The sequence below is a fragment of the Aliivibrio sp. S10_S31 genome, from assembly GCF_014694495.1.
GTDB lineage: Bacteria > Pseudomonadota > Gammaproteobacteria > Enterobacterales > Vibrionaceae > Aliivibrio > Aliivibrio fischeri.
Genome location: NZ_JAAUWR010000022.1, coordinates 51,125 through 71,243, shown reverse-complemented (window position 1 = coordinate 71,243; position 20,119 = coordinate 51,125). Strand labels below are relative to the sequence as shown.

Below are 20,119 nucleotides of genomic sequence, written 5' to 3'. Positions count from 1 at the left end.
ATTTTGAGAATCGATTTGAAAGTGAGGATTTACTCTTTTAATTGGTTTAATGCAACCTGAGCTGTTTTACCTACCGCGACGACAAGTGCCGCTAAAATATAGATTGGCCAATTGAAACCTTGAGTCAAAAATGTTCCCGATACTATGGTTCCCATTAACCCTGCAAATACAGCTTGAGCACTGGTATAGATTGCGGGATCAATTCGGTCTTTAACTGCTTTAACCGATTGTAAAGTGTGGTTGGCATTTTTAATTAGTACGACAATAAGAGCAATAAAGATACTTAGACCTAGAAAGCCTGTTTCAGCAAGAATCCCAAACCATGTACTATGAACGGCATGATTTAATCCGTCCCAGTGAGGGCTATAATAGAAATAATTGGAATAAAAATTATCTAAACCTACACCTGTTAATGGGTTGGCTAATGCCATCTTAAAAGCAGCTTCCCATGCGTATAAACGTCCCATTGCTGATGCGTCAACGCCTGCTTCTGCCGAGCCTCCTGAAGCTCTATCTGAGATACCAGCAATGGCGAATAATATACCGCCAGCAAGGATAGCGATAGATAACAATAAAGCTTTTGACTTGATACGTTGTAAGCCATAAATACCAAAAACGGCCATTATGCCTAATAATCCGCCTCGACTTTGTGTTGCTATAATTGCCCAAAATAGAATAGGAATAGCGATAAAACCAATGAGACGTTGATGCCAAGGTAATTGATGGGTTACTAGTAGACCTACAGCAAAAGATGTGGGGAACATAAGTACTAGTGCTAAATCATTAGGATCTCCCAACATAGAACCGAGTTCTCGCCCTATGGTTACACGGGTCTCTTCTACTAATCCAATACCTCCTAGTTTATTTTGAATGGCTACGATCCCGACGAGTACGCCTGCAATGGTGATTGCTCTTAAAGTGAAGGTTAGTTGCTGTGGTGTTCTGACTAATACGGCAATAGCGAAAGTCATTAAAATAATTTTCCAATAGATGTTTTTAAAGTATTCAATAGCAATTGGACGGTTACCAGCCAGTACAATACCCACGATAATCAAAAATAAAAAACAAGTAAGTAAGGTAAATTCTTTACACCAGAATAATTTAATTTGACGAGTAATCCCAACTTGCCAAGCTAGAGCTGCAAGTGACCCTAGAGACAACAATAGTGGGATTTTTAAAGAGTAAAGTTGAGGAAAAACCTCGTGAATTCGGAAGAAGGAAAAAATGACGAAAAATAATACCATTAAAAATGGACGATTTAATGTATATAAAACGGCAAGAGGAATTATACCTAGTACAACAATTAATGCTGGATGAGGAAATAAGTGCCACAAGACTCCTGCTAGCAATGAGCATACAACAGCTGTAAACCATTGTAATGATTGAGATTGAAGTGGCACATTATTATCTATCATAGTGTTTTTCCTGTTTGTTCTTTTTTAGGAAAAGTGATGAGACTTAATTGAAAAGCAAAGACAACCAAAGTGGCCGTAGAAGCAACGGCGATAACAAGGTGTAACAGGGTTGAGTATCCTGACAAACTGAGTGCAATTGAAATGGTTGTGATTAAAAATATAACCGTTAGTTTTCCCATTGAGTAGGGAAGGTTATGGTAACGTTGAGATAGAATAAACGTAGCAATAACTCGTAGTAGTTGCGCGATAATCAATGAAACAAGAACGCCTGATACACCGTATATTGGCGTTAACATAATAATTAGTGCAACTCCTATGATTGTAGCTACGCCATTAATCCAAAGTAATGCGTTTGTTTTTTTCTTAGCAAGTACACCAATATTAATTAACTCATTTAATTCTTTAATTGCTGAAACGATGATCAAGGCAACTGCAATATGTTTTGCTGATTGATAGGTTTTTGGCATTAACCAATCGATTAATACAGGAGCTAAGTAGCTGACTAGGATCGTTAATGAGCACAGTAGTACAAGGCTACTTTCTGTTATCTGCGCTGTTAGTTTATTTCCTTTTGCATGTAAGTAATCAAAACGTTTAGGCATCCACCACATGCAAAATGGCTGCATTAGTAGTGTGAGAGCAAGAGAGAACTTAAGTGCTACGGCATATAAAGCAATGTCATTGAAACTGGTATTTTCCGCAAGTATCCAACGTTCAAAACCATTTAAACCAAAAGCAATCAATCCACTTAACATTAATGGAAAGCAATATGGAAGGCATAGTTGTGCAATGTCTTTGCTAAATACATAACTTGTATTTTCCACTTTCAGGTTTTCATTCATTTGTATGTAAACCAAAGCAATTATTTGTATTACTGCACTGATAAAACCAGCAAGTAAAATAGCAGTTACGCCATAACCTTGTTGTAAAACAATAACGGTTAAGATGGCCTGAAGTAAGGCTCGACCTGTTGTTAAATAGAAGAATAATTGCGCTTTATCTTGCATTCTTAAAGAGGCTAAAACAACGGCAATCATTCCTTCAAACGCTAAAGGCATGAGTAATAATTCAAGCTCGATTGTACTGGCATACTCAGGTTTAAATTCATTAAAGAAAGGACTCATTATCCAAATAATAGGAAGAGATACTGCCCCAACAATCATGGTTAATGTGAATATCTGTGCAGTTATTTTTCTTTTTTTATGAGGATCTTGCTCTGCGCCTGCAAAACGATAAAGAGCTTCATGCAGTGAAAATCCAAGAACTACACTTAAAATCATTGCAAAAGTGGCTAATAGCTCTAAACGTCCTAATTCATATTGTGGAATATGATTGGCAATATATGGCAGCATGAACAAAGATACGCCTTTCATTAGCACGATACTTATGCCATATAGAGCCATATTTTTGAGCGCCGGAGATAAGGGAAATAGACTCATTGTTTCACCTCATTTAATGATAGAGCTGAAAGAGATCGCTTTTCTATTGCTAATTTAATATTTAAATAGCATTGTTCTGCGCGGTAACCTTGTGATAAATGAGCCCCTGCTTTTCCTATTGTTTTTATTAACTGAATATTAGATGTCGCTTTATTGATTTGTTGCTGTAATGAACTGATATCATTAGGCTTATATTTTAAGCAATTCTTATTATGCGTTAATACTAGATCCCAAAATGCACCATCAGAAGGGATAATCACACACATACCTGCAGTGAGAGCCTCAAGGATAGATAAACCAAATGGTTCTTGGTGGCTTGTTGATATGAAAATATTGGACTGTGAACGAAGGCGATCAAGCTGAGTTGGTTGATGATGCCATTCAATGCTTGTTATTTCTTGCGGTGCTTCTGTTGTTGGAAGCGCATTATTTTCAGGTAATAAGTAGCAAATTCGTGTAGGTACTCGACTAGATTCTGGAGTCGAATTAATGACTTCTAGTAATAAATCTAACCCTTTCCATTTTAACAATGACGCAGCCCAAAAAAGTGAAGGGGAGTGATACTGACAAGGAGAAGGTAGGTTCTTTTCACTAATACCATTCACAAATGCTTCAAAATGGTGGGTTCGTAATAGATGCTCAGTATTCTCCTCTTGAATATGTTCAGCTTTTTTTCTCCATACTTGTTTTATTGCTGCGATTAAAGAAGGGTAAGTGCTTTTTAAGTAGAAGATGTGTTGAGCTCTACATAAACAGAGACCAATAGAGCGAGATAAGCCAACAGGTCCATGGATAAGTTGAGTGATTTGATAACCAAATAACCATTTCATTAGATAAAGAGGCATGTCGATCCCCGGGCCTGAAGCCCCAACTGCCATGTTTATTTTTCCATAGAAAATGCGGGTGTAAATTAACCAAAAGCAAAAATAGAGTTGTCTTAACCAGTAGCCTTTACCATGTTCTGATATTGGAAGCCATTTGGGGTGTGACATGTTAATCATTTCAACATTACGTAATAACCAAGAGCTTGGGTTTGCGGTAAGGATTGTAATGTGGTGCTTTTTTCTGTTAATTAAATCCAGCATTTCACGAGTGGCAACTTTTGAACCACCTGCGTAAGTGATTGGGTCGAAAACTAAAATATGATTGATATTATTCATGATGAGCCTCCTTGCTTAGATCGTCATTTGAGCGAAAGTGGGAGACAATGTGATTACGTACAAATAATTTCGACATATACGTTAGGTTATTGAAAACAGGTTTAATTGCCGCCCATAGAGGTTGAGTATGCGATTGATTGTTAATGAGTTGTTCTTCATAGATATTTTCAAATTGTTGTGCGTATTGAGATAAGGTGAAATAACGATAAACGGTTTCTTTTCCTTTTTTGCCTAAGCGAGAAGCTAAGTGTGGGTTTTGGATAAACACCATAATGGCTTTCGCAAAAGATTCGCTGTCATTGGGTTGTGTAAGAAAGCCGGTTTCGTAGTGTGTGATCACCTCTGGAATACCACCAACCATAGGTGCAATAACAGGCAATTGAGCTAGTGATGCCTCAATGAGTGCTAAACCAAAGGCTTCGTCTCTTGCGCCGCTGATGTAAGCGTTAATATCACTTTTTAATAGCCCTACGACGTTGCATTGCTCTCCTAAAAAATGGACGTTATTGGTTAGTTTTAATCGGTGGACCTGTGCTTCAAGGTTTGCTCTTTCTTCACCTTCACCAATAATAACTAAATGGATATTCAGCATTACAGCATCAACCAGAACCAAGCTATCAATAAGTAGGTCGATTCCTTTTCGATGAATTAATGACCCCGATGTTGCTAGTACATAAGCACTTTTATCAATACCTAGTTGGGTTCTTAAATCGATTTTATGTTGAGTGTTTAATTTTGTTGTATTTATTCCATTTGGTACTGTTGTTAGCTGTTCTTTTTTGTATCCATCCATTAGTACGTTTTGGCTAATGGCATCACTTACCGTGACTAACTTAGGGCTTAAATGAATACCTAAGCTCAGTCTGTCTCTTAGTGGATATTGGGTATGTAGGTGAGTGATTAATGGGGTTTGTGTATGACGAGCAGCAAGGTTCATCCATTGGCAAGGTGCAGCACTATTACAATGGATCAAGTCAACATTGTGCGATTCAATAATTTGTTTACCTTGTTGATAAAAGTGATACCAATTTGAGAGGGAGAATCGTGGAGCACTCCAACCAAGTAATAAGGTAAAAGGCGTGACATAGGCTACTTCAACTTGTTTATTTACTTCATCAGCAAGGCATTGTTGGTTACACCATAAAATGCAACGGTATTTTTGATGATTAATACTTTTAATTAGATTAATAAGACAAACTTCGCTGCCTCGGATCCAATTATCACCGTAATGTACAAACAGTAAGGTTGTTTTGGTTGTTTTAGACATCGGCTGACCTTCCTTGCAGTATCTTCTTGATATAAGAGATAGAGCAAATGGAGTGCCATCTTAAATGTTTTGTTATCTTATTGAATTTTAATGATTAATTATTGCTTGGTTTTATTTTTCTCAAATTGAGAATGGGTTTTTATCAATATGAGAAACAAAATTAAATTTGATAAGCAGACAATAACGAGGGGACTACGGCCTGAGAAGAGAAAGTATTTTGAATAGTTTGTTGTGCATTTTTTTGAATAGTTTGGACTTGGATTAACGGTAAGTTTATCCATTTTTTTATTGCTGTAGGTAGAGCATCAGGGTTAACGATCCATCCATTTTCATTATTACAGATGAGTGTCGACATATTTCCTACGGGGGTTGAGATAACGGGAATACCTCGTCCCATGGCTTCTAATGCAACCATAGGTAAGCCTTCATAGCGAGAGCAAATAACAAGTAATCCAATGTGTGGCCATATGGCATCCATTGAGTTTTGATGTCCGTGAAAATGAAGATTGGAAGGTGAGTTGTTTTGTAAGTCTTTTTCCATTGGACCTGAGCCATAAAAATGAAACTGTACTTTAGATAGTTGATTGGCTAGTTCAAGGAAACGATCAGGGGCTTTTTCATGACTTAGGCGTCCAACAAATGCTATTTGAGAGCCTTCTGATTGGATTAAGTTCTGTGTATTTACAAAATTATTTAATACGGTTGTTTTACTTGGGATCCTTTTTTTAATTAATTCACTCACTGCAAAATTGTAATGACTGAACGGCGCACTCCAGCGATCAACAAAATCATATATGGCTAGTTTTCCTTGTGAAATTTCACCTGCATGATAAGTATTGATAAAGCGGATTTTTTGATGGGAGCTGCACTGAGATATACGCAATAATCTGGAATATAACGCTGCTTTGTAGCCATGCGAATGAATGACTTTTGGGTTATGGTGGCGTGTATAGGTTAATAGAGATGAAAATGAGCCCTCTAAAAAACGATAGGAAATGTTCGCTTCATTAAGTAGGGCGACTAAAGGATGAGTGGTAGGATAACGGCAGAGAAAAATCACACGTACCGAGCGTTGAAAGGTTTTTAGCCCTTTCGCAAGTTGTAGTACGTGTGATTCGATACCTCCAAAGTCACGGCTATCAAGTAGCAACCATATTTCATCATTCGGATTCTTCATAGGCTTCCCATGCCTGCTTTTTACGATAGAGTGTCGATGGGCTTAATTCCAATAGAACAGCGGCATTAAGGACATTTCCATCGCAATGATCGATGGCATTTTGAATGACTTCACGTTCGATATCTGCCATTGGGCGAATTACACTGGTATTAATTGCATCTGTCGCACTGGCTTCTAAAGCTTGTTCTTCTGGTGGTGATATTTGCTGTTGTTCTGTTTGATTATGTTGAACTTCAGCGACTTCTGTATTTCTTGAGAATTGAGAAGGTGCAGTAAAAGATGGCTTAGAAGCAACCTGTGCCGTTTTATTGGTTACTGGTTGATTTAGTGGCGGTGGAAGGTGTTCTATCGCCACATGGGTATCATTATGCAATACCACTACATTTCGAATAATATTTTGTAGCTGACGTACATTACCTGGCCATGAGTAATTACAGAGTCTTAATTCAACATTACGCTTTAATGCTTTGAATTTTTTATGATCTTCTTTTGCGTATTTTTTTAGGAAGAAAGTTGCGATATCAATAATATCAGTTCCACGTTCACGCAGTGGTGGCATATGAATAGGCACAACATGGACTCGGTAGTATAAATCCTCTCTAAAACGACCTTCGTTAACTTCAGTTAATGGGTCTCGGTTGGTTGCACAAATAATACGTATATCGGTGCTGAGCTCTTTGCTTCCACCTAATGGAGTAAATCGACCTGTCTGCAAGAAACGCAATAATTTCTTCTGCATTTCAAGTTCCATTTCGCACAATTCATCCAAAAAGAGTGTGCCACCATTCGCTAACATGGCGGCGCCTTTACGGTCGGTGGTTGCACCAGTAAAAGCCCCTTTTATATGACCAAAAATCTCACTTTCCATTAAGTCTCTAGGTATGGCACCGCAATTGATGGCAACAAAAGGCTTATTGCTGCGTTTACTTTGATAATGAATTGCCTCGGCGCATACTTCTTTACCTGTACCACTTTCACCATAAATGAAGACACTGGCTGTGGTTGGCGCTACCGAATCAATAATTTTATAGACGGCTTGCATAGGCAAACTTGAGCCAATAAAGCCTTGGTACTGTTTTCGGTTGAATGTATTTTGTAAATCTTCAACTAACCCTTCTAACTTGTTGCGCTTTAGGTGGTTCGCAATGGATGTTTTTAATCGTTCTGCTTGGATTGGTTTTTCGATAAAATCATCTGCACCATTTTGTAGAAGATTCACCGCAATATTGATTGTGCCGTGAGCGGTTGCAATGATAACGGCGGTAGGTAATTGTTTTTCTTTCATCCATGCAAGTACATCCTGCCCTGACATATCTGGCAGTTTTAAATCGAGAATCACCAAATGTGGTGGATTCTTTTCCATAAATGCCTTCGCTTGCTCCCCTGTAGTAACGTGAAAGAATTCATAGGGTTCATCTTTCACATATTGTTTGTAGAGGATAGCCAGAGAAGTGGAGTCTTCGACTAATAATACTTTTTGTAGCATAAGTAACATCCTGTTTTACCTAGCGAATTTTATTTTATTCTTTTATTTTGAGAAACCTTGCTTATTTCTTTGTTCAAGTGCATTTAATGAAAGTGTAGCTAAATCAGGTAAGTGTGCTGCTTTTTCTAATGCATCATCAAATTGTTGATTAATACAATGAATTTCAATTTCTCTTGCAAGCGTAGATAAGGCCACGTTTCCAAGCGTTAATGCACTGCTTCCTAATGTATGCGACTCAAACTCTAATGCATATAAATCTTTATTTTTTGCTGCATTGGAGATAGTTTCTACTCGCTCTTTTGATTCAATAATGTAAAAGCGAATTAATTCAGGCATAACACTCGCATCGGTATCAGTTATTATTTGCTGAATTATCTGTTCATCTACTAATAATAGCTCATTATCCATACTTTTAGGCTCTTCTGTTGATTCATTAAACTCACATAGGTCACATTCTTGGCAAAATGAAGGGTCTTGTTTGCCCTCTTTAAACAGGTACTTAGCAAGGCATTCTAGTAAGTCACTTCGGTTGAAAGGTTTTGAAAGATAATCCGTCATTCCGGCTTCTATAAATCGCTCTTTATCACCTGAAAGGGCATGTGCCGTAAGTGCAATGATAGGCATGTTTTGGTGTGTATCAGATAGAGAGCGAATTTTTTTCGTTGCCGTCATACCATCCATTTCAGGCATGGATATATCCATAAAAATAAGATCGTATTGGGTGTTAATTGCTTTGGTTATCGCTTCTTTACCATTTTGAGCAATATCAATTGAGTAACCGGCATAATTTAATGTATTTTTAATGACAATTTGATTCGCATGATTATCTTCAACTACAAGAATATTAGCATTAGAGAACACACAGGCTTTTTGCTGCTCAACATCTCTTTGTTGTTCTATTTTTTCATTTGATAATAGACGGTTAATTTCTTCTGGTGTGGCTTTATCTAATTGAATATTGAAAGAGAACTCACTGCCCAAACCATATTGGCTGTTCACTGTAATAGTACCATCCATCATATGGACTAAGCGTTGACAGATAGCTAACCCTAAACCTGATCCCTCATGAGTTCGAGAAAAGCTGTTATCTGCCATGGTAAATTCATCAAATAAATATTCTAATTGTTCTGGCTGTATTCCAATACCTGAATCTTGGACTGAGCAGTGTAATTGGATTCGTCCTTCATGCTCTTTGGCATTAACTAATATTTGAATCTGCCCGTTATCAGTGAACTTTAAGCTGTTACCAACTAAATTTAATAATATTTGACGTAATCTGTGAGCATCGCCCTGAACATAGACCGGAACATTATCAGTAATAACCAATGACAATTCTAATTGTTTATTTTGGGCTTGTGGATGAAAAGTTTTGAGCACACTATTTAAACTCTCATGCATATTGAAGGTATGATTTTCAAGGTAGAAAGTATTGGCCTCCATACGAGAAAAATCGAGGATATCATTAATGATTGAGAGCAGTAATTCACTTGAATCTGTAGCTGTATTCACGAGTTCTTTCTGATTTGGTTTTAGGCTTGTGTCTTTTAAAATTGCGAGTAAACCTAGAACGGCATTCATAGGAGTGCGTATTTCATGGCTCATAGAAGCTAAAAAGCGACTTTTGCTTTTATTGGCTGCTTCTGCCTCATTTCTGGCTTGTTGTAGATCTTGATAGTTTTGCTCAAGCTTTAAAGACATGGTATTAAATGCTTGTGCTACATCACCTAAATCTCCAGTAGATGATATATCAACTTGTGCGCCGGGGCCTTTATTGGTAACGGTATTGACCGCTTTTTTCAGTTTATGGAGATTGCGAGTTAAGGCATTCCCAAGTAAAAATGAAAGCCCAATAACAAAGATAAGCTCAATAGAGGCAATGGCAAATATCCATGATTTTGCCTGGGAAAGGAAAGTGTTTTCACCATGAGTACCAAATCCGATTTCCACTTTCCCTAATGTTTTATCATCGGCGATTATAGGTAAAATGACATCATAAGTCCCATCCGATGCATTATGAAGGATTGAAGAGTCGGGGTTAGCGACTTCATGCAGTTTTGGTCCACCTTCAACAATTAAGCTTCCATCTTCATGAAAAATACGAATATAACAAATTTTTTCTAACGCGATAAAATCATCCATTAAGGAAACGACTTTGTCGTATTGATTATGGGATCTTTTATTGCATTGGAGAACATATGTACAGATGCATTAGCTCTTGCTACTAGCCTTTGTTCATTTGAGTCTGAAATGAATTTCACAGAGCTAAACACTAAGATCAATAACATGATGTATTGAATAATAGAAATGCCAATGATCGTTTTAAGTCGAAATGTCATAGTTAGCTCCTTGCAAGATTTGCTCTTTTATTGGTTCTCAATTAACAGCAATAATGCATCGTCATTGGGTGGTGTTCCTGCCAAAGTATCAAAGGTTTTTATTACTTGATTGATAGCTTGCTCCAGTGGTAAATGCAGCGTACCTATTAGCTGCTCTTTTATGGCTCTTTCTAAGGTTTCGCGCTCTGAAGTGGTATCTCCTGATTCAAACAGTCCATCAGTGAATAAGGCCAAACGTTCTCCATGTTTGACCGATATAGTGGTTTCTTGATAATGAGTATTGGGTAATAACCCTGGAAGTGTTCCTTCTGTATCAATGACATTAATTCTTTCTGGGGTGATATGAAGAGGCTTAGGGTGCCCCGCACTACTTATTTTTATCGTATCATCACCAATAAAACTTAAGCAACATGCAGTTAACATAGTTTGTGATAGAAGTTGGTCTTTAAATGCATTATTTGAAAGTTGTGATAAAAGTTGCGACGGTTGTGTGAGGTCTGCATGTTGCATTAAGCCACGTACATAGCCAGCGTAGGCATAAGAGAAAAAAGTTGCACTTTCATCGTGTCCCATGACATCTGCTAGAAGTAATAACGTATTATCGTTATTCACTCTGGATAAAGTAAAATCGCCTCCGCCTTGACCTGCAGTTCTCTGTTGTGTGGCTAATTTCCATTTTTTTGAATGTGTCTCAATTCGTGGTAATAAAGTGTGAGTGATCTTCTGGTTAAGTTGTTCTGATAATGCATGATATACCTGATGGAAACGACCTAAAACACGAGTAATGGAATGTAATAATTGTGTTTTTTGTACGGGTTTTTGTAGAAAATCATCAATACCTAATTCAGCGGCATAATTAACGGTATTTGTATCTTGTATATGAGAAAGAAAAATAAATGGAATTGAAAAGTTATTCTCTTTTTCTAGTTGTGATCTTAGCTCTAACCCACTCATTTCAGGCATTTGAATGTCTGAAATAATTAAATCAACACTATTATGTTGTAGGAATTGCAGCGCTTCTCTGCCATTTGGTTTTGTTGTAATTGAAAAGTCAGAATTAAGATAGGCTTGAAGTATTTTTGATTGAATGACATCGTCTTCTACAATCAAAATGTGAGGTTGTTTCTGGGAAGGAATACGATCCCATAATAGGCTTAATGTATTGTTCTTTGTGGTGGTTTGATAGCGAATGTCATCAGTCTGATTTTGAATGATATCAATGCCTCGTCCTCCACATTTTAATGAAAATTCACTGAGATTGGCTTCTTGATGTTGCTCTGTAGGATCCCATGGTATGCCATCATCAATAATGTCTATTTGCCATTGGCTACTGCTTTTACGTAGAACTAAGCTAATGGTTTTACTCGGTTGGATAGGGTGAAGAACCAAATTGGTGCTCCATTCAGAGAAACATAATAAGCATTGATTCGACACGGTTGCGTTTATCTCAAGATTTTTAAGGATCTTAGATAAAGATTGACGCAGCACTCTCACCGATTCTAGTGATGTGGGTTTTGTATCTGAAAAAAGCAAAATAGAATTCATGATCATACCATGGTTGATAAAAATCGGTTTTTTTGGACGATTGTTATAAGTTTAGTTGATATTTTTTTGGGTAAAAAAGATAAGCGTTCGATTTCTCTACAAATTTCATTTTTTAAACTTGGTTGGTATTTATCATTAAAAACATGACCAATAATATTTGCGTTGTGGTTCTCTAATTTCTCTAAAGCGTCTTTAAATTCGGTTTGAAGTGTTTGACCAGACAAAATAACCATAAGGGTACTTTCACAGCAACCTGCAATGGTTTGAGCCGGAATGTTGTTGGTATTGAGCTGTGAAACCGATGAAGCATCAATAATGACTTTATCGAACTCTTTTAACCAAGTATCAATTCGCTTTTTCAAGTTTTTGGGTTGACGTAATTCGACGATTTCCGCTTTATTTGTTGGTACTGCAAGACCTGAAAGTACGACACTATTATGTTGAGAAAAAGTAAGGTAATGAGAGGGCTCTTTTGTAATGTCGTTATTATCAGGTGTAAATGATAACGGTATCAAACTTGGGTTTTGAAGGTTAAGATCAACCAATAAGGTTCGGTAACCAGCCAGTAAGTGTCGCTCTGTTAAAGCTTGAGCTAATGAGCTTACCCCTTCACCTGAATTGGTTGATGTAATGCACAGTGAACGGCTATCTTGTTGCTCTAATTGCAAAAAGATTTGTTCAATTTCCATGTGGCACGATGGGATCCTCATTATAATGCTCCTATTAATGCTATGGTTGCGACAACTTGGAAAACATCTTTCATTACCACACGGACTTGCTCCATTGTGCTTTCGTCTTTATTTGGAATATATACGGTATCGCCAGCTCTTAGTACGGGAATGCTTCTAAAATCAGCAGTACGACTGAACTCAACAAGATCAAAGGTTCTTGCTTGTCCTTCATTTAAAGAGTGGTTTACGACACTAATTTTCTCTAGATAAGCCACATCACTAGGGCCTCCGGCTTCTGCTAATAGATCAAGTAAGGTCATTGAGTCATTAAAACGATAACGTCCGGGTTTATTGATTGCTCCTAATACACGTATGGTGGTTTCTTTACTTTCGTCTACCCAAATACGGTTCTTTTCTGGGATATAAATGGTGTCGCCTGTTTTTACTTTTGGCAGTAGGGATTCATCACCGGTTTCAAAATACAAAGCTAGGTTTAGTTTACTTACTCGTGCGTAACTTTTATCTCTGTGAGTAATACGAATATTATGGATATCAGCGTCCATGGTTGGTCCATCAGCCGCAGATAAGATATCCAAAAAGTGCATGTCATTGGTAAAGCGGTAGCGTCCCGCAGCGTTTACCTGACCAAAGACATAAATTGAGCTATCAGAGCTTTGACGTACCCATTGTGATTTATTGTCTGATGGATCTTGAGGTAAGTCATGTACTCGAATAGTAGCGCCTGCACGAATTGTCGGTAGGGCTGAGTCTGGTTTACCTTTTGATATAAATGAATCTAAGTTAAAGGTATAAACATGATTCTTACCGCTTGCGTCTGGAGTTACAATTTCAATTCGAGTGGTATCACCACGTAATGTTGGTCCACCCACATGAGCTAATAAATCAAGAAATGACATTTCATCTGACCACTCAATGCGACCTGGATGTTGTACCTCACCTAAAACTCTAACTGCGCGGCTAGGCGCAATCTTTAACCATGATTTTTCGTTCATATCGGTTTTTTCAGGAACGAAAATGGCATCACCGGCTGCAATCGCTGGAGGGCGTTGGTAGTTAGTTCCTTCGGTATAACCAGATAAATCAAAATTAATCACTGCACCGTTAGCTTTAATTACTCGGATCTGACGAGATTCAGCAAAACGAGTTGGACCACCTGCATTGGCTAGGATATCCATAAACGTTGCGCCTTTTTTTCCTTCAAAAGCACCGGGTTTTGCGACTTCACCCATGACGTACACCATATTAGAGCCTGATTTGATTTCTTCTTCTTGTTTAGGAACGAAAATGGTTGAGCCAACTTCTAGTGGTGGTAGTAGGCTAGAATCCCCAGTATCTAAATAACGCTTAAGATTAAACAAAGCAGGTTGGTTTTTAGAAATTACTCGGATTTGTTCAACACCGGCATAGCGAGTAACCCCTCCCGCTCTCATTAGAACATCAACAAGGTTACTGCCATCTTTGTAAGAGAATGTCCCCGGAGAATTTACCTCACCAAATACTTTAATGGCTTTTTTTCCATCAGCAGCATCACCTGCTTGTGATAATTTTGCGGGGTCAAATTCTTGTTCAATATTACCAACCATAGGAGAGGCTGGGATAAATAGAGTATCTAATGATTGCAGAGTGGGTAGAAGAGCTTGATCACCTGAATCTAAGAACGCCTTATAGTTAAAGGTCGTTACTTTGTTTGAACGACGCAGTTGTAGACGGTTAAGTTGGGCACCAGAACGTAAACCACCTGCTGCGTAAAGTGCCAGTTGTACTGAGTCGCCATCAGACAGTGTATATTCACCAGGTTGCTTCACATACCCTTGAATATTCACAATCAACTGACGCTTGCTGATAAACACTTGTAGGTTAGTTAAGTCTTGTAAAATGGTCTTTAAGTTTAATGTTACGGTTGAAACCATTTGTGCTTCGGTTTTGCCTACCACTGAGATTGGTCCAATTTCAGGTAAGATTAAACGTCCTTGTTTATCGACCTGAAAACCTTTATTTAATGAGTCCTCACCGGGCAGCATGATTGAAATGATATCACCCACACGAACTACATCCTTCTTCTCTTTCGCTTGAGAAACAGAAAGGGGAGACAGCATTACTATGATAAGTAGAACTTGAATAATACGCATGTTCTTAGCCCTCATTGTGTGATGGGTTTTCAAGCATTAGTGGTTGATCGAGTTGTAATAGCTCGATAGTTACTCGGCGATTGGTTAGGCGTACATGAGGCTCAGTACCGCTTAGGTAAGGATCATTTGAGCCTACTGAATCAACATGGATTCTTTGTTGTGAAAGACCAAAAATGCTTAAGTAACGTTTTACTTGTTTGGCTCGCTCAAGAGCTAGGTTCTGATTCGCATCCTCTTCACCTAACGCATCAGCATGACCTGTAATAAGCAATTTAAAGTCTTTATGTTGATTTAGTAATTGTGAGGCTTCTGATAAGTTAACAATGTATTTAGGATTTAATTCAGCAGAATTAAAAGCAAATTGATTGTCTCTATTTAGAAGATCATGGATTTTTTGAGCTAATTCAATATCTGAATTCCCATTGTTTGAATCTGTTGGTGGCTGACAGGTTTCTTGGCGTTTCACATAATCTAACTGACGTTCTAATCGTTTTAGCAAGTTACGTTGAATAACCAAGTCATTTGCCGCATCCAGCTGTAAGCCTCCTTCTAATTCTCGTGCAATACGAGCTTCATTTTGTTTGGCTTGATGCACGGTCGCAGGAAAACACCATTCTGCTTTTTCTAGAATGAGAATATCTAAATGACGAGCTGCTAATTCCCAATCAAATCTAAGTCCATGCTCAGGTCCAAGAGGTTGGTCTGGCATGACAGGGCTAAAAGCCGCTTGCGGGTAATTTTCAGCTTCTCCACCTTTGCCAGGCTCGGCAAAAGATGTACAACCAGACACAGAAAGTAATCCAAAAACTAATCCTAATATTTTTTTCATTTTATAACTCTCCATGTGTCATACAGTTAATATGGTGTTCTGTGTTAATTAATGCGTTGTTTTATTAACAGGAATTGCGTTTTCAATACGTAGAAGTTTCAGTAATTCCAGAGGCTGACCATGTGCATTTTTAATTTGCATGGTACGGTCTTTTTCAATAAGTCTTTTATATAGATAAACAATGGCGCCAATACCTGATGAATCTAAAAAGGCTACGTGCGATAAGTCAATTTGAACTTGATGATGTTCTTGCTCAATTACACTATCGATGGATGGTTGAATATCTCGACAACCGATAGCGTCCATATCACCTTGAACTGATAGCACCAAAATATCTGCGTTTGATTCGAATTGATGTAGTTCCATAATAAGCTCCTAGGGAATAATCCTCGTTGTTTTGATAAGGTTACTAGAGCAGTATACGTGCCAAAAATTAAATTCTTATTTATCAGTGTTTTAAATTTAATGATTCTCTTTTTTTGGTGTTGTGGTGATATATTCTCAATTTGCAATGCAGTTTGCAGAATGAGAATCGACTTAAGATCAGATAGGTAAAGAGATTAAAAAAGAGGTGGTTTTTGATACGCCTATTTTTGAATGAATAAGATGGATTTACTGTGTGTTTTTATTTATTAAAATGAAATTAATTGAGTGCAATCTGATAATCAGAATAAAAAAACAGAGGTATGGTAAATTAAAATCCTTTAAAAACAATATCTTATTTTTGGCATGCCTTTTGAATAGTTATAAAAAGTAACATCATAACTATAAGGAAGAAGCTATGTATCAATTTTTTAAGATAACAATGCTAATACTTTTATTAGTCAGCTCAAAAGTGTTTGCTGTTGCTTTTGATTCGTGTCCAAGTAAGGCATATTTATTTCAAGGTAAACCTGTATCTGTCTATGGTATTAATTTAGTTACCGGGACCAATAGTCTTTTGCAAGATGATACGGGATTATCTTCTAATATAAATGGGGTGGGTTTTAATGAAACTGACCGATATATTTATGGCTTTGATACCACAAATTATAACGTGGTTCGGTTAGGACAAAATTTTCAAGCAACGACGTTAAATGTAAATGGATTACCTTCGGATAAAACATTTTATGTCGGTGATGTATATGACCATCATTACTATGTATATCGTAGTGGAACGGGTTTATATAAGATCGATTTATCTCCTTTAGATTCGAATGTGAACTCCACTCTAACGGCGCAGTTAATTACTTCAACTGCCTCTGTGTCATTAACGGATTTTGCTTTTCACCCAAGTAACAGTCGTCTATATGGTGTAGATAATGGTAGTGGTGGATTATATGAATTCGATATCAATACAGGTGCTGCGACTTATATTGGTGATACTGGTGAGTTAGGTACTTTTGGTGCTATGTATTTTGATGTTGATGGTTATTTATATTTATCTCGTAACCAAGATGGTCAAATTTATCGAGTAAATTTATCTACTCAAACGATTATTGATTCAGGCGTTGTTCCTGCTGTCAAATTTGCCGATGGTCCTTATTCTAACCAAAATGATGGTGCTCGCTGTGCTAATGCTCCTCTTATTGATACCGATGAACCCGCTACGATTGATTTCGGTGATGCTCCAGATTCAAATTATGGAACCACATTAGCTTCTAATGGTGCACGTCATGAAATGGATGGGGTTACGTGGTTAGGTGCTTCAGTAGATGGTGATTATTATGCAGCGCAGTCTCCAGATTCTGATGATTCAATTACCAGTGATGACGAAGATGGAGTGGGTTTTGTTACCGCTTTAGAGCCGGGACTTGATTCTGTTATTACGGTGAGTGCATCAACAACTGGTTATTTATCAGCGTGGTTCGACTGGAATGACGATGGTGACTTCTCTGATGATGGCGAACAAGTTATTGCAGATAAAGCACTAGAAGCTGGTAGTAATAATTTAGTTATCAGTGTGCCATTTGGCGCTACGGTTGGTGAAACTTGGTCAAGATTCCGTTTTAGTCAACAAACTGGATTAGCTTATTATGGTGGTTCAACTTCAGGTGAAGTAGAGGATCATGTTGCTACAATCGTTGATGCAAATACATCACAACGTCATTTCCCATCAGCGGATGGTTACGTAACAATTGCTTATGAGGATAATTGGCCAGAAACTGCTGATTACGATATGAATGATATGGTTTTAAGATATCGAATCACTGAAACATTAAAAGATGGTGATGTTGCTAAAGTAAGTATTAGTGGCCAGTTAGTTGCTGTTGGTGCAAGTTATCACAGTGGCTTTGCAGTACGATTAGCCGGCATTGATGCCACTAACATCGATTCAGATAAGACTCGCTTATATTACAACTCGACACTGCAAGATGGTGATGCTCAAGAGTCTGGAATGACGGAAGCAAGCTTTATCTTAATTAATGATGCGATCGAAGTTTCTAGTTATAGTTGCTACTTCTTTAGAACCCAAGATGACTGTCGAGAAGATGTAGGTGTTGAGTTTGAGTTGCACTTTAGTCTTGTCACACCTGTTACAACCAGTACTATGCCAGCTATGCCTTATGACCCGTTCTTATATGCGACTCCTGGCTATTACCATGGTCCAAGCTTTGCTCAAGCGCCAGGACGAAGTTATGAGGTTCACTTAGCAGACCAAGCACCGACTGAGAAATTTGATACTAATTTTTATCAGTTAGCAGAAGATACCAGTGATCCTAATACGTCTCGTTATTTTAAAACTAGCAATAATATGCCATGGGCTCTGCTTATTTATGATGAGTGGAAATGGCCAAGAGAGCGTGTTGATTTAGTTGTGGCATATCCTCAATTCGCAGATTACACAACATCAGGTGGTGAAACTCATACAGATTGGTATGACATCACTAATGCTATTGCGAACAAATACTATTAAGAAAAGGACGTTATTATGAAAAATATTATGTTGGATAAGATAGCTATTGTATCAATAACAGCACTGTTCTTAATGGCATGTAGTGATAGCGGAGGTTCATCATCTGGTGGGAGTGTTGGTGGAAGTTCTCCAGCCGCAGATGAACAACCTGAACCAATAAAAACACAAGACCTAGTTGCTCCTGAAGGGTTTTCATTTAATCCAATAGACGATCAACGGTTAATTGTCGATTTGAGTGGTAGTTTACCATCTCGTGCACATTTATCTGTTTATTCGAGTTTTAGTGAGAAAGATGATGGTAGGTATATTGTTGATTATGGAAGTAAAATTATAGATGTACCATTAACTAATGGAGCTGTTGATATTGAGTTCGCAATTGCTGATAGCTTGAATGAAAGCGTTGTTGAAATTTGGTTATATGATGGCAGTGATCCACAGCAGAAAAAATTTGTTGTAGATGGCACTCAATGGGAATGGTATTAACTTAAAATAATACATGTGAGTAACTTAGAAGCCACGTAGTTCAACGTGGCTTCTTTACTATCATAATGATTGGATGCAGTGAAATTTTCGATAAAGGATCCGTTAGATTGACGAGCTTCAAAGTATTAAATTTCACCATTGATTGATACATTTGGGAGTACATCGTAATCAATACCAAGTTAGGTAGCTGTTGCCTTCCAAATGTTCACTCTCTAAGAAATTAAGCACTAATTTAAGATTATTGGTTACTTGTCTTGCTAAGCTAAGCGCTAATCCCATCACGATCATGGTAAGTAAAGTAACGATTGAGATAAATAGGGTTCGTTGTATTTGAGCATTAGAGATAGCTTGAGCAACCTCTACCTGAAATTCTTGTTTTATAACATTGCCAAGGTTTTGTAATAGGCTTAACCGAGAACTCATTGCCTTTAGTCCAACGGATATATTTTCAGGTGTGAGTTGATTGATGGTAGAAACGTTGTGAAGCGCATGACGAATTTCTTGGCTTTGCATGAACACATCGTTTCTAAACACTTCCACCGTTAGTGATACTTGGTGTTCATTGGCATTTAATGATACGAAGCGCTCTAAAAAAAGTAGTTGGCGTGCACTAAGCGATTCGATCATTTCTGCAAGTTCAGAATCGTATTCTTGTTCTGTTTGGTAGATATCAATTAATAATGTACTGAGCTTAAATTCTTCATTTGACCAAAACATTAACTATTCTAATTGTTGTAAGACCGTTAGGTGTTGCTGGATCTCTCGCTTAGTCACATCGAAAGGCACTTTTTCTATTGCTAATAACAGTTCTTGATATAAATCACCTTGCCATTCAATCGCGTCGAGCTTGTCAAAATTATCCGTCGCTTCCATTGTTGATAATGCTGCTTCGCTGAAGTCGACGAGAAGCTGATTTACCTCTTCAGGGGCATCTTTAAAAAGACTTGGGGAGAGTGCTTTTAATTCGGCATTAACCTTTTCACTTTTTCCTATAAATTTATTAGGGCTGTGCGTCAAGGTACTTCGATATAATAATTAAATATCCTCAAGATATATGACTAATTGATTCGTTCTTTCAAAATCGTTTAACTGAGTTGTTAAAGTGTAAGCCTGCCTACCTGCCAGAAAAAGCAGCAATGAGATAGGGAGTAGAACTAAGCCAAAAAGTTTGTGTTTGACTGATAGGTTATTCCAAGCCTTAAATATTGTCATATAACATTCATTTAACTTTCTTTTCTATAGCATAGGATGAGAATGGGGCTGTA

General features: G+C 37.7%; 15 protein-coding genes and 2 pseudogenes. 2 read left to right on the top strand and 15 right to left on the bottom strand.

The genetic code is table 11. From position 1 onward, the window contains the following. Positions 1–29: 29 nt before the first annotated feature. The 13 genes from HC728_RS16810 to HC728_RS16755 form a co-directional block, all read right to left on the bottom strand. Positions 30–1,415: an O-antigen ligase gene (locus tag HC728_RS16810; RefSeq protein WP_190395788.1), complete on the bottom strand. Its 1,386-nt coding sequence runs from the start codon at positions 1,413–1,415 to the stop codon at positions 30–32. Beyond that, positions 1,412–2,854 carry a lipopolysaccharide biosynthesis protein gene (locus HC728_RS16805; protein ID WP_190395787.1) on the bottom strand — a complete coding sequence of 481 codons (1,443 nt, stop codon included), beginning with the start codon at positions 2,852–2,854 and terminating at the stop codon, positions 1,412–1,414. Before HC728_RS16805 ends, HC728_RS16810 begins: the two co-directional genes overlap by 4 nt. Then, on the bottom strand, positions 2,851–4,014 hold the full coding sequence (locus tag HC728_RS16800; RefSeq protein WP_012535034.1) for a glycosyltransferase family 4 protein: 1,164 nt from the start codon (positions 4,012–4,014) through the stop codon (positions 2,851–2,853). Before HC728_RS16800 ends, HC728_RS16805 begins: the two co-directional genes overlap by 4 nt. Then, positions 4,007–5,281: a glycosyltransferase family 4 protein gene (locus tag HC728_RS16795; RefSeq protein ID WP_065623353.1), complete on the bottom strand. Its 1,275-nt coding sequence runs from the start codon at positions 5,279–5,281 to the stop codon at positions 4,007–4,009. Before HC728_RS16795 ends, HC728_RS16800 begins: the two co-directional genes overlap by 8 nt. Positions 5,282–5,441: 160 nt before the next feature. Next, positions 5,442–6,458, bottom strand: a complete 1,017-nt coding sequence (locus HC728_RS16790; protein WP_190395786.1) for a glycosyltransferase family 4 protein — start codon at positions 6,456–6,458, stop codon at positions 5,442–5,444. Beyond that, a complete protein-coding gene (locus HC728_RS16785; RefSeq protein WP_012534957.1) occupies positions 6,442–7,944 on the bottom strand; it encodes a sigma-54 dependent transcriptional regulator in 1,503 nt (500 codons plus the stop codon). Before HC728_RS16785 ends, HC728_RS16790 begins: the two co-directional genes overlap by 17 nt. Before the next feature lie 42 nt (positions 7,945–7,986). Next, complete coding sequence (locus tag HC728_RS16780; protein WP_238933821.1) at positions 7,987–10,083, bottom strand: response regulator; 2,097 nt, start codon at positions 10,081–10,083, stop codon at positions 7,987–7,989. Next, a complete protein-coding gene (locus HC728_RS20155; RefSeq protein ID WP_238933820.1) occupies positions 10,083–10,280 on the bottom strand; it encodes a hypothetical protein in 198 nt (65 codons plus the stop codon). The genes HC728_RS16780 and HC728_RS20155 overlap by 1 nt, the downstream gene beginning before the upstream one ends. Positions 10,281–10,307: 27 nt before the next feature. Continuing rightward, positions 10,308–11,825: a SpoIIE family protein phosphatase gene (locus tag HC728_RS16775; protein ID WP_190395785.1), complete on the bottom strand. Its 1,518-nt coding sequence runs from the start codon at positions 11,823–11,825 to the stop codon at positions 10,308–10,310. Positions 11,826–11,827: 2 nt separating this feature from the next. After that, on the bottom strand, positions 11,828–12,535 hold the full coding sequence (locus HC728_RS16770; protein WP_012534987.1) for a CpsD/CapB family tyrosine-protein kinase: 708 nt from the start codon (positions 12,533–12,535) through the stop codon (positions 11,828–11,830). After that, positions 12,535–14,646, bottom strand: coding sequence for an SLBB domain-containing protein (locus HC728_RS16765; RefSeq protein ID WP_017018993.1), 2,112 nt, complete (start codon positions 14,644–14,646; stop codon positions 12,535–12,537). The genes HC728_RS16770 and HC728_RS16765 overlap by 1 nt, the downstream gene beginning before the upstream one ends. 4 nt (positions 14,647–14,650) lie before the next feature. Beyond that, positions 14,651–15,475: an OmpA family protein gene (locus HC728_RS16760; RefSeq protein WP_012534757.1), complete on the bottom strand. Its 825-nt coding sequence runs from the start codon at positions 15,473–15,475 to the stop codon at positions 14,651–14,653. 48 nt (positions 15,476–15,523) lie between these two features. After that, positions 15,524–15,841, bottom strand: coding sequence for an STAS domain-containing protein (locus tag HC728_RS16755; protein ID WP_012535320.1), 318 nt, complete (start codon positions 15,839–15,841; stop codon positions 15,524–15,526). Between the two features lie 415 nt (positions 15,842–16,256). On the opposite strand from HC728_RS16755, the gene HC728_RS16750 reads away from it, so the two are divergent. Next, positions 16,257–18,371 carry an LruC domain-containing protein gene (locus HC728_RS16750; RefSeq protein ID WP_017018994.1) on the top strand — a complete coding sequence of 705 codons (2,115 nt, stop codon included), beginning with the start codon at positions 16,257–16,259 and terminating at the stop codon, positions 18,369–18,371. A gap of 15 nt (positions 18,372–18,386) precedes the next feature. Continuing rightward, positions 18,387–18,854: a hypothetical protein gene (locus tag HC728_RS16745; RefSeq protein ID WP_190395784.1), complete on the top strand. Its 468-nt coding sequence runs from the start codon at positions 18,387–18,389 to the stop codon at positions 18,852–18,854. Here HC728_RS16745 and HC728_RS20150 read toward each other — a convergent pair. After that, positions 18,851–19,073, bottom strand: a pseudogene (locus HC728_RS20150) (hypothetical protein); the annotation flags it as partial. The gene HC728_RS16745 and the pseudogene HC728_RS20150 sit on opposite strands and share 4 nt — an antisense overlap. Further along, positions 19,050–20,066: pseudogene (locus HC728_RS16740) on the bottom strand (hybrid sensor histidine kinase/response regulator); the annotation flags it as partial. The pseudogenes HC728_RS20150 and HC728_RS16740, both read right to left, overlap by 24 nt. Positions 20,067–20,119 lie beyond the last annotated feature (53 nt).